This window comes from Pseudomonas canadensis (genome assembly GCF_030980095.1).
Taxonomy (GTDB): Bacteria; Pseudomonadota; Gammaproteobacteria; order Pseudomonadales; family Pseudomonadaceae; genus Aquipseudomonas; species Aquipseudomonas canadensis.
Genome location: NZ_CP133298.1, coordinates 887,320 through 901,248 on the forward strand (window position 1 = coordinate 887,320; position 13,929 = coordinate 901,248).

Genomic DNA, 13,929 nt, shown 5'->3' on the forward strand with positions numbered 1-13,929 from the left:
ACATTCTTTACACTTTTCGCTTACGGTTTTTACGAACTCATACGTCTGCTGCGTTTTACAGGGCGGATAAGAATCAATACCATTGGCATCTCTCCGAATTCAGGTATTGCCCATGCTGCTGCACATCCCCGGCCTGTTCTCTCGTGAGGAAGTGCAGCGCATCCGCCAAGCCCTGGAAACTGCCGATTGGGCCGACGGTAAAATCACCGCCGGGCACCAGTCCGCCAAGGCCAAACACAACCTGCAATTGCCCGAAGGCCACCCGCTGGCCAAGGAAATCGGCGCGGCGATGCTCGAGCGTTTGTGGCAGAACCCGCTGTTTATGTCGGCGGCGTTACCGCACAAGGTTTTTCCGCCGTTGCTCAACTGCTACACCGCTGGCGGCAGTTTCGATTTTCACATCGACAACGCCGTACGCCAGCCCAAAGGCAGTCACGAGCGCGTGCGCACTGATTTGTCATCCACCGTGTTTTTCAGCGACCCCGATGAGTACGACGGCGGCGAACTGGAAATCCAGGACACCTTCGGCCTGCAGCGCGTGAAGTTACCGGCCGGCGACATGGTGCTGTACCCCGGTTCCAGCTTGCACAAAGTCAACGCGGTGACTCGCGGCGCGCGCTACGCCTCTTTCTTCTGGACCCAAAGCCTGGTGCGCGAAGACAGCCAGCGCACCCTGCTGTTCGAAATGGACGGCGCGATCCAGCAACTGAGCGCAGACGTGCCCAACCACCCCGCGCTGATCCAGCTCACCGGCACCTACCACAACCTGTTGCGCCGCTGGGTCGAGGTCTGACGTGGGTTTTTTGTTACGTCGTGAAGAAGTACTCAACGTCGAACAACTCCAATCCATGCTCGACGACTCCCCGGTGCGTGCAGCCCAGGCCATCCTGATCGCGGCCAAGGCAGGCGTGGTGGATGCCCAGGCGCTGCTCGGCCAAATCCTGCTGGAAGGGCGTGGCATTGAGCGCGATGAAGCCTTGGCGCTGCGCTGGTTCCAGATTGCGGCGCAGGGCGGGCACTTGATGGCGCGCAATATGGCCGGTCGCTGTTTGGAGCATGGTTGGGGTTGTGCGGCGGATGAAGCGGCAGCGGCGCGAGAATACCGTTTGGCCGCCGAGGCCGGTTTGGATTGGGCGCAATACAACTACGCCAATCTGCTGGCGACCGGGCGCGGTGTTACCGAGGACCAACCGCAAGCCCTGAGCCTATATCGCCAGGCTGCGGAACAAGGCCATGCCAAGTCGATGAACCTGTTGGGGCGTTATCTGGAAGACGGACAATGCTGCCCAAGAGATTTGGATGCCGCCGTGGAATGGTATCGACGCTCCGCCGAAGCCGGGGATTTTCGCGGGCAGTTCAGCTATGCGGCGGTGTTGGCTGACAGAGGTCAAGTCGAAGCGGCGCTGGAGTGGTTGCGAGAGGCGTTGGCGGGCGGGAATTTGAAGTTTCTGCGCACGGCGCAGAAGGCGTTGGAGGCGGCTGACAATGCGCAAATCCGCGCGATGGCCGAAATATACAAAGGTCGCGCTATGCACCTAAACCCGTAGGAGCCGGCTTGCCGGCGATGGCGATCTTAAGGACGCCATCGCCGGCAAGCCGGCTCCTACAAAGGTTGATCGTTCCCGGGCGGGATGATCAGACGTAGAAGGATTTCAGTGGCGGAAAGCCATTGAACTCAACCGCGCTGTAACTGGTGGTGTAGGCACCGGTCGACAACCAGTACAGACGATCACCAATCGCCAGGTTCAGCGGCAGGCCGTACTTGTAGTTCTCGTACATGATGTCGGCGCTGTCGCAGGTAGGGCCGGCGATGACCACTTCTTCCATCTCGCCTTTCTTCTCGGTCCAGATCGGGAACTTGATGGCTTCGTCCATGGTTTCGATCAGGCCGGAGAACTTGCCCACATCCGTGTACACCCAACGCTCGACGGCGGTACGGGATTTACGCGCCACCAGCACCACTTCGCTGACCAGGATACCGGCGTTGGCAATCAACGAACGGCCCGGCTCCAGGATGATTTCCGGCAGGTCGTCGCCGAAATCTTCCTTGAGGAAGCGGATGATTTCTTCAGCGTAGGTTTCCAGGCTGTTGGTGCGGGTGATGTAGTTGGCCGGGAAGCCGCCACCCATGTTGATCAGCTTGAGGTGGATGCCGTCTTCTTCCTTCAGGCGCTCAAAGATCACTTTGACCTTGGCGATCGCCGCGTCCCACACGCTGATGTCACGCTGTTGCGAACCCACGTGGAACGAGATGCCGTACGGCACCAGGCCCAGGTCACGGGCGAGGATCAGCAGGTCCATGGCCATGTCGGTCTGGCAGCCGAATTTGCGCGACAAAGGCCAGTCAGCCGTGGTCGAGCCCTCGGTGAGAATACGTACATACACTTTCGAGCCCGGCGCGGCCTTGGCGATGTTGCGCAGGTCGGCTTCGGAGTCGGTGGAGAACAGGCGCACGCCCTTCTCGTAGAAGTAGCGGATGTCCTTGGATTTCTTGATGGTGTTGCCGTAGCTGATACGGTCGGCGCTGACGCCACGGTCCATCACTTTGTCCAGCTCGTAGATCGAGGCGATGTCGAAGCTCGAACCCTTTTCTTTGAGCAGGTCAATGATCTCGACAGCCGGGTTGGCCTTGACCGCGTAATAGACTTTGGCGAATTCGAAACCGGCGCGCAGGTCATCGTAGGCCTGGCTGATCATCGCGGTGTCGATCACCACGAACGGGGTTTCTTGCTTGTCGGCGAACGCCTTCATTTTGTCAAAAGTGGCGCGCGCGAAATAATCTTCGACGTTGATCGACATGCTGGGAACTCCTAAGGGCAAACTGTATTGATCAATGGGTGCAAATGAACGTCCTCCGTATCCCCACTTTGGTTCGCCTACTTCCCAAGGCATGTCGCCGAAAGCAAAAAGGCCATGGGAATAACCGCTTCCCTTGGCCTTGCTGTCTCGTCGTCAGTACTTGAGCCGGATGGATCGTTTCCAGCATGGACGTTCGGCGCGAACTTTAGGACGTGAGGGGCCATAGATCAACTAAAAATGTCGCGTTTTTGCACGCGTTCGTCGCGGAGCCACGTGCAGCTACTTATTTAACCGACAGGTGTGACGGAATGATGTTCCCCGGATGGGGCAATTTGAGGTGTTTCAGGCACTGTGAAGATCCAATGTGGGAGCGGGCAAGCCCGCTCCCACATGTTGAGCGGAGCGCGTCAGGTCATGCGAGCGCCGTCTCGGCAGGGGAGACGATGCTGGTCTTGCCCCCACGCGACTTACCAGAGCTCAGGTACTCGGCAATCGACTCCTGGGTCACCTCCCCGAGGAACACCCGCTCTGCATCCATCACCGGCAACCACGAGCGGTTGAACTCGTACATGCGCGACAGCAGGATGCGCAAATGCTCGTCGTACGCCGCCGTGGCGTTGAACTGGCGCAGATACTGGCCGCAGGTGCCGGTCTGACGGTGCAGGTCGCGACGTCGTACATACCCCAGCGCCTTGTTCTCGGAACAGGTGACCACCACGTAGCGGCGGTCGGTTTCGTCCATCAGTTCCAGGGCATCGGCCACCGGGGTCTCCGGGCTCACCGACGGGGCGTTGTCTGCCGCGTCTTCGGCTTTCACCAGCAGCAGGCGCTTGAGGGTGCTGTCCTGGCCCACGAAATTGCTGACGAACTCGTCGGCCGGGTGCGCCAGCAGGGTGTCCGGATGGTCGATCTGCAGCAGCTTGCCGGCGCGGAAGATGGCGATCTTGTCACCCAGCTTGATGGCTTCGTCGATGTCGTGGCTGACCATGATCACGGTCTTGTTCAGCGCGCGTTGCATCTCGAAGAATTCGTTCTGGATCATCTCGCGGTTGATCGGGTCGACTGCGCCGAACGGTTCATCCATCAGCAGCAACGGCGCGTCGGCCGCCAGGGCTCGGATCACGCCGATTCGCTGTTGCTGGCCACCCGACAATTCACGCGGGTAGCGATGCAAGTACTGCTTGGGTTCCAGCTTGATCATGCTCATCAACTCGCGGGCGCGGTCGTGGCATTTCTGTTTGTCCCAGCCAAGCAGCTTGGGCACCACCACGATGTTTTCCTCGATGGTCATGTTGGGGAACAGGCCGATCTGCTGGATCACATAACCGATATTGCGACGCAGGGTCACTTCATCGAGGTCGGTGGTGTCTTCGCCATTGATCAGGATCTTGCCTGAAGTGGGCTTGATCAGGCGGTTGATCATCTTCAGCGTGGTGCTTTTGCCGCAACCGGATGGGCCGAGGAACACGCAAATCTCGCCTTCATTGACGGTCAGGCTTACATCGTTCACGGCGGTGACAGTCTTGCCGTTGCTTTGGAAGGTCTTGGACAGGTTTTGAAGTTCGATCATTTGAGCAATCCTTTTGGAGTCAGCGAGCGTTGCAGCCATTGCAAGAGCAGGTCGGCGAAGATGGCCAGGAGACTGACCAGCACGGCGCCAACGATCAGCATCGACATGTCGCTGCGGCTGATGGAAGCCAGAATAAGTACACCCAGGCCACCGGCACCGATGGTGGCGGCGATGGTCATGACACCGATATTCATCACCACGGCGGTGCGCACACCGGCGAGGATCACCGGCACGGCGATGGGTAACTCGACCATGCGCAGGCGCTGGCCGAAGGTCATGCCGATGCCGCGTGCGGCTTCGCGAATACCCGGTTCCACGCCGGTGAGGGCAAGGTAGGTGTTACGCATGATCGGCAGCAGGGAGTAAAGGAACACGGCGGTGATCGCCGGCATTGGCCCCAGGCCCTGGCCGAACTTGGAGTAGAACGGCAACAGCAGGCCGAACAGGGCGATGGACGGCACGGTCAGCAGCACCGTGGCGCTCGCTTGCAGCGGACCGGCAAGCGTCGGGAAGCGCGTCATCAGGATGCCCAGGGGCACACCGATCAGGATCGCGAGGATCACGGCGATACCGACCAGGGTGATGTGCTGCCCGGTCAGTTGTAGGACTTGGGCCCAATCAAGATGGGAAAAGGCGTTCAGGAATTCCATGTCTTCTCCTCTTATTAATTGATCGGATGTTGGCGCAGGAAGTCGGCGGCAACCGCGGAGGGGCTTTCATGGTCGACGTCGACCCGCGCGTTCAACTGGCGCATGGTTTCGTCGTCGAACAGATCGGCCAATGGCTTGAGGTCAGCGGCCAGTTCCGGGTGAGCGTCGAGATACACCTGACGCACCACAGGGGCGGCGGTGTAGTCCGGGAAGTAATGCTTGTCGTCTTCCAGCAGCTTCAGTTTGAAGGCGTTCAGGCGACCGTCGGTGGTGTAGACCAGACCGGCAAACACCTGGCCATTACGCAGAGCGGTGTAGACCAGGCCGGCGTCCATCTGCCGGGTGTTTTTGCGCGTGAGGTTCATGTCATACAGCTTGACCATGCCGCCCATGCCGTCGGAACGGTTGGCGAACTCGGTGTCCAGGGCCACCAGGCGCGTGCCTTTGGTTTTCTCTGCCAGCGCTTGGGTGAGGTCGCTGATGCTGTTGACCTGCGGGAACTCCTTGGCCACATTCTCGGGCAGGGCCAGGGCGTAGGTGTTGCTGAAACGCGACGGCGAGAGCCAGACCAGGCCTTTTTTCGCGTCGAGTTCTTTTACCCGTGCGTAGGACTGTTCGCTGTCGAGCTTTTCGTCGACATGGTTGTAGGCCACCAGCGACACGCCGGTGTATTCCCAGATCAGGTCCAGTTGCCCGCTTTCCTGGGCACTGCGCGCCAGGTTGCTGCCCAGGCCGCCGGTCACACGGGCGTCATAGCCCTTGGTGCGCAGGTACTGGGACGTGATTTCGGCCAGCAGGGTCTGTTCCGTGAACACCCGGGCGCCGATGCGGATCACCGGTTTTTCGGCAGCTTGCGCAATACCTGCAAACAGCAGGACGCAGCTCAATATCAGGGTCAGTCTTTTCATGTGATTTCCTTTGCCAAGCCTTAAGACGGACGCAACCCGCGTTCCAGCCAGAGGCGGCTGGCCATGGTCACCAGACCGTCGAGCAGCAATGCCAGCAACGCGGTGCACGCGGCGCCAAGCAGCAATTGCGGCTGATTGTTCAGGGCGATGCCGGGGAAGATCAGGCTGCCCAGGCTGTTGGCGCCGATCAGGAAGGCCAGCGGGGCGGTGCCGACGTTGATCGCCAGGGCCACGCGCACACCGCCGATGATGATCGGCACGGCGTTGGGTAATTCCACGCGAAACAGCACCTGGCGCGGCGTCATACCGATGCCGGTGGCGGCTTCTTTCAGCGAGCCTTGAACGTTTTTGAGGCCTTCGTAGGTGTTGCGCACAATGGGCAGCAACGAGGCGAGGAACAGCGCGAAGATCGCCGGGCCACTGCCAATGCCGAGGACGCCGAGGGCGATGGCCAGTACGGCCAGGGGAGGGACGGTGTTGCCGATGTTGAAGATTTGCATGAAGCGTTCTGCGCGCCCGACCATGTGCGGTCGGCTGAGCAGGATACCGGCGGGGATGCCCACAATGAGGGCGGCCAGCATGGAGACAAGAACGAGGATCAGATGAGCTTGCAGGTAAAACAACAAATCGTCGCGGTACAGTTCGATCGTGTTGATGCCGATCCAGTGGACCAGCAGGGCCAAGAGGGCGACGACAACCGCTCCTCCTATCAGCCCTTTGCCATAGCGAATAGCCACAGGCGGACTCCTTTTTTCTTTTGTCGGCGAACACATTTCCGAGCGGCAATGCCATTCCTGGCTGTCGGCGAATGAGTTCGCGAAAAGCAGCTCGCCGATACCGGCAACGCGGTATGCGATCGAGCCATGAGCGCAGCCTCGTCAGGCTAACTTGCTGATTTATCAGCCCCTGTTCCGAGTGCGGCAGCAGGGGAGTGGACGTCTCTACCTTTTAAAAGGTTCCACACTTGGCAGCAATTAGCCACCCCCAATCGGGTGAACGGTGGTCCGGCCCCTGGGGTTTGCGCTATACTCGCCGCCCTTTTTTGACTCACCTGCCAGGCGATTTCCCATGACCCACCAGGCCGCCGAAGTCGCGAAACGCCGCACTTTCGCCATTATTTCCCACCCCGATGCCGGTAAAACCACCATCACCGAGAAGCTCTTGCTGATGGGCAAGGCAATCGCGGTGGCCGGCACGGTGAAATCCCGCAAATCCGACCGCCATGCCACCTCCGACTGGATGGAAATGGAAAAACAACGGGGTATCTCCATTACCACGTCGGTCATGCAGTTCCCGTATCGCGACCACATGGTCAACCTGCTCGATACCCCGGGCCACGAAGACTTCTCCGAAGACACCTACCGCACCCTGACCGCGGTGGACTCGGCGTTGATGGTCCTCGACGGCGGTAAAGGCGTCGAGCCACGTACCATTGCGCTGATGGACGTTTGCCGTCTGCGTGACACGCCCATCGTCAGCTTCATCAACAAACTCGACCGCGACATCCGCGACCCGATCGAACTGTTGGACGAAATCGAAGCCGTCCTGAAGATCAAGGCTGCGCCTATCACCTGGCCGATCGGTTGCTATCGCGACTTCAAGGGCGTGTACCACCTGGCCGACGACTACATCATTGTCTACACCGCCGGCCACGGTCATGAGCGCACCGAAACCAAGATCATCGAGAAACTCGACTCCGACGAAGCCCGCGCCCACCTGGGTGACGAGTACGACCGCTTTGTCGATCAGCTGGAACTGGTGCAGGGCGCCTGTCATGAGTTCAACCAGCAGGAATTCCTCGACGGCCAGTTGACCCCGGTGTTCTTTGGTACGGCCTTGGGCAACTTCGGTGTCGACCATGTGCTGGACGCCGTGGTGGATTGGGCTCCACGCCCATTGGCCCGTGTCGCCAACGAGCGCACCGTAGAACCGGTCGAAGAGAAATTCACCGGCTTCGTGTTCAAGATCCAAGCGAACATGGACCCGAAACACCGCGACCGTATCGCCTTCATGCGCATCTGCTCCGGCAAATACGAAAAAGGCATGAAGATGCGCCACGTGCGTACCGGCAAGGACGTACGCATCGGCGACGCCTTGACGTTCTTCTCCTCCGAGCGTGAACAGCTCGAAGAAGCCTACGCCGGCGACATCATCGGCCTGCACAACCATGGCACCATCCAGATCGGCGACACCTTCACCGAAGGCGAAGCCCTGGGCTTCACCGGTATCCCGCACTTCGCCCCGGAACTGTTCCGTCGCGTTCGCCTGCGCGACCCGCTGAAATCCAAGCAACTGCGCCAGGGCCTGCAGCAATTGGCGGAAGAGGGGGCCACCCAAGTGTTCTTCCCGGAGCGCAGCAACGACATCATCCTCGGCGCCGTCGGCGTGCTGCAGTTCGACGTGGTCGCCAGCCGCTTGAAAGAGGAATACAAGGTGGAGTGCTCGTATGAGCCGATCACCGTGTACTCCGCACGCTGGATCGATTGCAGCGATAAGAAGAAGTTGGAAGAGTTCTCCAACAAGGCTGTGGAAAACCTGGCGGTCGACGGCGGTGGTCATCTGACTTACCTGGCGCCGACGCGGGTGAACCTGGCGTTGATGGAAGAGCGCTGGCCGGATGTGAAATTCCGTGCGACCCGTGAGCACCATTAAGGTCTGAGCGGTAAAGAAAAGGGCGAAGCTGTTATGGCTTCGCCCTTTTTTGTGGCGAGAGTGGCGTATCGGGTCTAGTTTTTTGGGTGCAGGATTTATCCACTGACTGAAAAGGAAAGCGCTGTGCCTAGTGTCAAACGCGTCATCTGCTGGATGCTGTTAGCCGGTCTGGGGCTGTCCACGATCCCGGCACTGGCGGGCGCTGGAACTGCGCAATGGAAAGACACCGGCCCGGTCACCAAGAAAAAGCAACAAGAGGTCAACTCCGGCAGTTGGAAACCCCAAGCCCAGCCCGCGCCGAAGGAAGACCAGGAAAACCCCTACAACGAGGGTGAGGACAGTGAAACCTACGACGATGGCGAAACCTGACGCCTGGCGCAAACCCGGCATTGGGACTAGCGTCAAGGCTGGCAGCGGTAAACGGCTGTCGCGTGGGATCTACCTACTGACTGGACGGAATCAACCATGAGTATTTTTCAACGTGTAGTGCTGTTGATAAAGGTGCTGGTGCTGTTGTCGTTGGGGATGTCGTCGGCCTGGGCGCATAACCCGGTGAAGAGCGGTGTTGTGTCGTCGGGGCATAGCCAGGATTTGCAACTGGCCAAGTCCGAGGCGGAGCCTGGCGACAAGGGTCAGGGTGGCAGTGAGGACGACGATGACTCCACCACCGACGAACCGGACAGCGATGATCCGGACGCTGAAGGCGACAGCCAGACGTAGTCACAGCCAGAAACGAAACCGCCCGGTTAGCCGGGCGGAGTCAGTTATGTGCTCGCTGTGTTTCGATCAGAACGATGTAGTGACCGAGGCGAAGTAAGCGCGGCCGGGTTCGTTGTAGGTCTGGGCACCTGCGTCCTCGGCATTGCCTTTGCGATACAGGCGCTTGTCCAGCAGGTTGTTGATACCGATGCGTACGCTGAGGTTTTTGTTGAACTCATAACCGCTGCTCAAGCCCATCAACCCGTACGGGTCGACATCCTGTTGGGCGCTGCGATCGTAGCTGCTGGCGCTGCGTGAGTTGAGCGTCGGCGATTCCTGCTTGCCGTAATAGGTACCGCTGACCTGGAACGAAAGTTTGTCGGTGGCTTGCCAGTCCAGCGTGGTGTTGACGGTGTACTTGGGAATGATGCTCAGCGGCTCGCCGGTGTCTTTGTCCTTGGAATCAATCATGTAGGTCAGGTTGGTGTTCCAGTCCAGATCGTTGCGCAGGCTCACGAACAGGTTGCCCTCGACCCCCTGCACCAGAGCCGGCCCGCTGTTTTCCCATTGCAGGACGCGACGGCCATTGGCCAGGCGGAACGCCGCCTCGTTGCTGGCATTGATCTTGTTCTTGTAGTCATTGCGGAAGTAGGTCGCGCTGGTGCGCCAGGTGCCCTTGTCGTAGGCCAGGCCGATTTCCTTGTTGACGCTGATTTCCGGCTTCAGGTCCCGATTACCCACCAGGTAGCAGCCGCCCAGGTTGGCTTCGCTGGCGTTGCATCCGTTGCCACGGCTGTACAGCAAGTAGTTCGGGTTCGACTGGTACAGGTTGGGCGTCTTGTACGCCCGGGCGATACCGCCCTTGAGGCTCAACTCGTCGGTCAACTGGTGCGAGGCGTTGAGGCTGGGGCTCCAGTTGCCGCCAAACTCTTCGTGATCGTCGAAGCGCAGGCCGGGGGTGACGATGGTCTTGCTGCCCAACTCGATGTTGTCCTCGGCAAACAGTGCGTAGCTCGACGCGGTGGTCTTGGTGCTGTTGCGACTGACACCGGGGATGCCAGGCACGCCGCCGGTGCCCGGGTCATAGGTTTGCGGGCGCAACGAGCCCGGATCGTTCATCGACTCATAGAGGTATTCACTGCCCAGCGTCAGCACCTGCTCGGCGCCAAAGCTCAGTGGCAGGTTGACCTCTGCCGTAGCCCGGGTGTTGCGCAGGCGCGATTCAAAACGGCCTGCCGTGGCGGAAGGCGCGCCTTCGCCGGAGCCGGCCAAGCCTTCATTGAGACGCTCGTTGCGGGTCAGGTCGTGAGTCAACGAGGCGAGGGTGGAACCCCAGTCAAATTCGCCGCGGTGAGTGGCGGAAAAGCTGCTGCGTTGGATCACACTGGTTTCCTTGCCCACCAGGCTGTCCACGAAGGTGCCACCGCCGTTGAGCATGGTGTCGCCGGCGAAGATGTTGCCCTGGCGGCTGTAGCTGGCTTCCAGGTCGAGGGTTTGCTCCGGGGTGAATTGCCAACTCAACAAGCCGTTGACGTCTTTGTTGCGCACGCCTTCGCGGCCGGCCACCAGCGAGTCGGCCGTCGCTTGCTCGGTGCGGTTGATGTCGGAATCGTCGGCGTCGGTCTTGCTCAGGCCGCCGTAGACGCGAAACGCCAGGGAGTCGGTCAACGGGCCGCTGAGGTTGAAGTTGGTGCGCTTGCTCGCGCCTTCGGCGTCGTCTTCGGGAAATGAGGTGTAGGCGGTCAGCGAGCCGTGCAATTGGTCGGTCGGTCGCTTGGTGATGATGTTGACCACCCCGCCCATGGCGCCCGAGCCGTAACGGGCGGCGGCCGGACCGCGCAGGATTTCGATGCGTTCGACTTCTTCGGCCGGCACCCAGTTGGTTTCGCCACGGGTGTCGCGGTCACCGCTCCAGCCGTAACGCACGGCGTTGCGTGAGGTCGACGGCTTGCCATCGATCAGGATCAGGGTGTTTTCCGGGCCCATGCCGCGCAGGTCGATCTGACGGTTGTTGCCACGGCTGCCGCTGGAACTGTTGCCGGTCAGGTTGACGCCCGGCTCGCGACGGATGATGTCCGACAGGTCATTGGTGGGCGGGCGCTTCTTGATGTCCTCGGCGGTGATGATCGACACGCCGGGGGCTTGTTTGAGTTCTTCTGCCGCCGTCCCGAGTACGCGGGTGACTTCCAGCTCCAAGGCCTGTGGCGTGCCGTCTACGGGGAGGTCTGTCGCTTCGATCGGTACTTTGTCGCGTTCTCTTTCCACGGTATCCGCCAGCAGGGCAGGCGAGGAGAAGGCAGCGATAAACGCCAGGGAGAAATGGCTGAGCCTGAATCGAGACGACATGTCCACAAAGTCCTTTAGGGAGGGGCAGTTGAACGAGATGCGCCTGAGTCGCCGTCTTGCAGCGAACGTGTCTTCAGGCGCTCTCCATGCGCCGGAATGGTATTGATTCTCAAATAAAAGTAAATTGCATTTACAATCTGTACACTTTCAAAATAGTGTTTTTCTCATGTTTTCAAGGCGCAAGCCCCCTAGAATCAAGGGATTTGAATGTGTGTTTTTTGTTACAAATTGATCGTTGAGCCGCTGCGACCGCCCCTGCCTGACGCTCTGTTTGCGCCCCACAAAAACGAAAAAGCCCCTCCGGCCAGACTGATGCGCAATCTGGCGGGAAGGGCTGTGGAACGCTGTGAAACTGAGCTTAAGCCACGAACTGCTCCGCATAGTGGCAAGCCACCTGGCGGTTATCCAAGGCGCGCAGTTGCGGCTCCTCGGTGCTGCACCGTGCGGTCGCATACGGGCAGCGCTTGTGGAAGGCGCAGCCAGGCGGCGGGTTCAGCGGGTTGGGCAGTTCGCCGACAATCTTGATCTTCGGCTTGTTCGGGTCCGGGTGGATGGTCGGGGTGGCCGACAGCAGCGCCTGGGTATAGGGGTGCAGCGGGCGTGCGTAGATGTCTTCCTTGGGGCCCACTTCCACCGGGCGGCCGAGGTACATCACCATCACGTCATCGGCGACGTGCTGCACCACCGCCAGGTTGTGGGAGATGAACACGTAGGCCGTGTTGAACTCCTGCTGCAGGTCCATGAACAGGTTGAGCACCTGGGCCTGGATCGACACGTCCAGTGCGGAGGTGGGTTCATCCGCCACCAGCACTTTGGGTTGCAGCATCATGGCGCGGGCCAGGGCGATTCGCTGGCGCTGGCCACCGGAGAACATGTGCGGGTAGCGCTGATAGTGCTCGGGGCGCAGGCCCACTTGCTTCATCATCGCCTGCACTTTCTCGCGGCGTTCGGCGGCGGACAGGTTGGTGTTGATCAGCAGCGGCTCGCCGAGTTGATCACCGACTTTCTGGCGTGGGTTCAGCGAGGCGTACGGGCTCTGGAACACCATCTGCACGTCTTTGCGCAGTTGCTTGCGCTGGGCCTTGTCGGCGCCGGCCACTTCCTGGCCGGCGATTTTCAAGGAGCCGGAAGACGGCTCTTCAATCAATGTGAGCGCACGGGCCAAGGTGGATTTGCCGCAACCCGACTCGCCTACCACTGCGAGGGTCTTGCCGGCTTCCAGCTCAAAGGACACGCCGTTGAGTGCACGCACCAAAGCGTGGCCCTTGAACAGGCCACGGGACACTTCGTAGTGACGGGTCAGGTCGCGGGCGGTAAGAACGACGGCCATTACGCCACCTCCTGGTTCAAGGGGTAGAAGCAGCGCGCAAGGCTGTTGGTTTTTGGATCAAGCCCCGGACGCTGGGCACGGCAGGAATCCTGCACATACGGGCAGCGCGGTGACAGCAGGCAACCCTGCGGGCGGTCATAACGACCTGGAACGATACCTGGCAGCGTCGCCAAACGCGTGGCGCCGAGGCTGTGCTCGGGGATCGCCTTGAGCAGCGCTTCGCTGTACGGGTGCGCCGGAATGTCGAACAGTTGCGGCACCTGGCCGACCTCAACCGCCTGGCCTGCGTACATCACGCACACACGCTGGGCGGTTTCCGCCACGACTGCAAGGTCGTGAGTGATCAGCACCAGGCCCATGTTCTGTTCTTTCTGCAAGGCCAGCAGCAGTTCCATGATCTGCGCCTGGATGGTGACGTCCAGCGCCGTGGTCGGTTCGTCCGCGATCAGCAGTTTCGGCTCGCCGGCAATCGCCATGGCGATTGCCACACGCTGGCTCATGCCGCCGGACAGTTGGTGCGGGTAGGCATCCATACGGCTGGCAGCGCCTGGGATCTCCACTTTTTCCAACAGTTCGATGGCACGCTTGCGCGCTTGTTTGCCGGACATTTTCAGGTGCAGGCGCAGCACTTCTTCAATCTGGAAACCCACGGTGTAGCTGGGGTTCAGCGCGGTCATCGGGTCCTGGAACACCATCGCCAGGTCTTTGCCGACGATCTGGCGGCGCTGGCGGTTGCTCAGCTTGAGCATGTCCTTGCCGTCGAAGTTCAGCGCGTCGGCGGTGACGATGCCGGGATGCTCGATCAGGCCCATCAGCGCCATCATGGTCACGGATTTACCCGAACCCGACTCGCCAACGATCGCCAGTACTTCGCCTTTGTCGACCGAAATGTCGAGGCCATCGACCACCGGAACGGCGGTCTTGTCGCCGAAGCGCACGTTGAGATTCTTGATTTCTAACAGTGACATGGGAATC

13 protein-coding genes are annotated in these 13,929 nt (G+C 60.2%); 5 read left to right on the forward strand and 8 right to left on the reverse strand.

The features are described from left to right. Positions 1-112: 112 nt before the first annotated feature. Positions 113-793, forward strand: coding sequence for a Fe2+-dependent dioxygenase (locus RB216_RS03985; RefSeq protein WP_308908348.1), 681 nt, complete (start codon positions 113-115; stop codon positions 791-793). A 1-nt stretch (position 794) separates the two neighbouring features. Next, positions 795-1,547 (forward strand): tetratricopeptide repeat protein, encoded by a 753-nt coding sequence (locus RB216_RS03990; RefSeq protein ID WP_308908349.1) that lies wholly within the window; start codon positions 795-797, stop codon positions 1,545-1,547. Positions 1,548-1,635: 88 nt separating this feature from the next. Here RB216_RS03990 and RB216_RS03995 read toward each other — a convergent pair whose 3' ends face one another. The 5 genes from RB216_RS03995 to RB216_RS04015 form a co-directional block, all read right to left on the reverse strand. Next, a complete protein-coding gene (locus RB216_RS03995; RefSeq protein WP_010213203.1) occupies positions 1,636-2,799 on the reverse strand; it encodes a type III PLP-dependent enzyme in 1,164 nt (387 codons plus the stop codon). Between the two features lie 412 nt (positions 2,800-3,211). Then, entirely contained in the window at positions 3,212-4,369 is a 1,158-nt protein-coding gene (locus RB216_RS04000; protein ID WP_028618815.1) for an osmoprotectant ABC transporter ATP-binding protein OsmV, read from the reverse strand. Then, positions 4,366-5,019 carry an ABC transporter permease gene (locus RB216_RS04005; protein WP_010213201.1) on the reverse strand — a complete coding sequence of 218 codons (654 nt, stop codon included), beginning with the start codon at positions 5,017-5,019 and terminating at the stop codon, positions 4,366-4,368. Before RB216_RS04005 ends, RB216_RS04000 begins: the two co-directional genes overlap by 4 nt. Positions 5,020-5,033: 14 nt before the next feature. Next, on the reverse strand, positions 5,034-5,927 hold the full coding sequence (locus RB216_RS04010; RefSeq protein WP_308908350.1) for a glycine betaine ABC transporter substrate-binding protein: 894 nt from the start codon (positions 5,925-5,927) through the stop codon (positions 5,034-5,036). 20 nt (positions 5,928-5,947) lie between these two features. Next, complete coding sequence (locus RB216_RS04015) at positions 5,948-6,664, reverse strand: ABC transporter permease (RefSeq protein WP_028618817.1); 717 nt, start codon at positions 6,662-6,664, stop codon at positions 5,948-5,950. Positions 6,665-6,995: 331 nt separating this feature from the next. Between RB216_RS04015 and RB216_RS04020 the strand changes: the two genes are divergently transcribed. From RB216_RS04020 to RB216_RS04030, 3 genes are all read left to right on the forward strand, one after another. Then, a complete protein-coding gene (locus tag RB216_RS04020) occupies positions 6,996-8,579 on the forward strand; it encodes a peptide chain release factor 3 (protein ID WP_010213196.1) in 1,584 nt (527 codons plus the stop codon). Positions 8,580-8,702: 123 nt separating this feature from the next. Then, the gene (locus RB216_RS04025; RefSeq protein WP_068936036.1) at positions 8,703-8,948 is read left to right on the forward strand and encodes a hypothetical protein; all 246 of its coding nucleotides are present in this window, start codon (positions 8,703-8,705) and stop codon (positions 8,946-8,948) included. Between the two features lie 96 nt (positions 8,949-9,044). Further along, positions 9,045-9,299: a hypothetical protein gene (locus tag RB216_RS04030; protein WP_028618819.1), complete on the forward strand. Its 255-nt coding sequence runs from the start codon at positions 9,045-9,047 to the stop codon at positions 9,297-9,299. 66 nt (positions 9,300-9,365) lie between these two features. Here the strand turns inward: RB216_RS04030 and RB216_RS04035 are convergent, their stop codons facing one another. The 3 genes from RB216_RS04035 to RB216_RS04045 form a co-directional block, all read right to left on the reverse strand. Then, entirely contained in the window at positions 9,366-11,624 is a 2,259-nt protein-coding gene (locus RB216_RS04035) for a TonB-dependent siderophore receptor (RefSeq protein WP_305383532.1), read from the reverse strand. Between the two features lie 358 nt (positions 11,625-11,982). After that, positions 11,983-12,954: a peptide ABC transporter ATP-binding protein gene (locus RB216_RS04040; RefSeq protein ID WP_016976250.1), complete on the reverse strand. Its 972-nt coding sequence runs from the start codon at positions 12,952-12,954 to the stop codon at positions 11,983-11,985. After that, the gene (locus RB216_RS04045; RefSeq protein ID WP_028618822.1) at positions 12,954-13,922 is read right to left on the reverse strand and encodes an ABC transporter ATP-binding protein; all 969 of its coding nucleotides are present in this window, start codon (positions 13,920-13,922) and stop codon (positions 12,954-12,956) included. Before RB216_RS04045 ends, RB216_RS04040 begins: the two co-directional genes overlap by 1 nt. Positions 13,923-13,929: the final 7 nt, after the last annotated feature.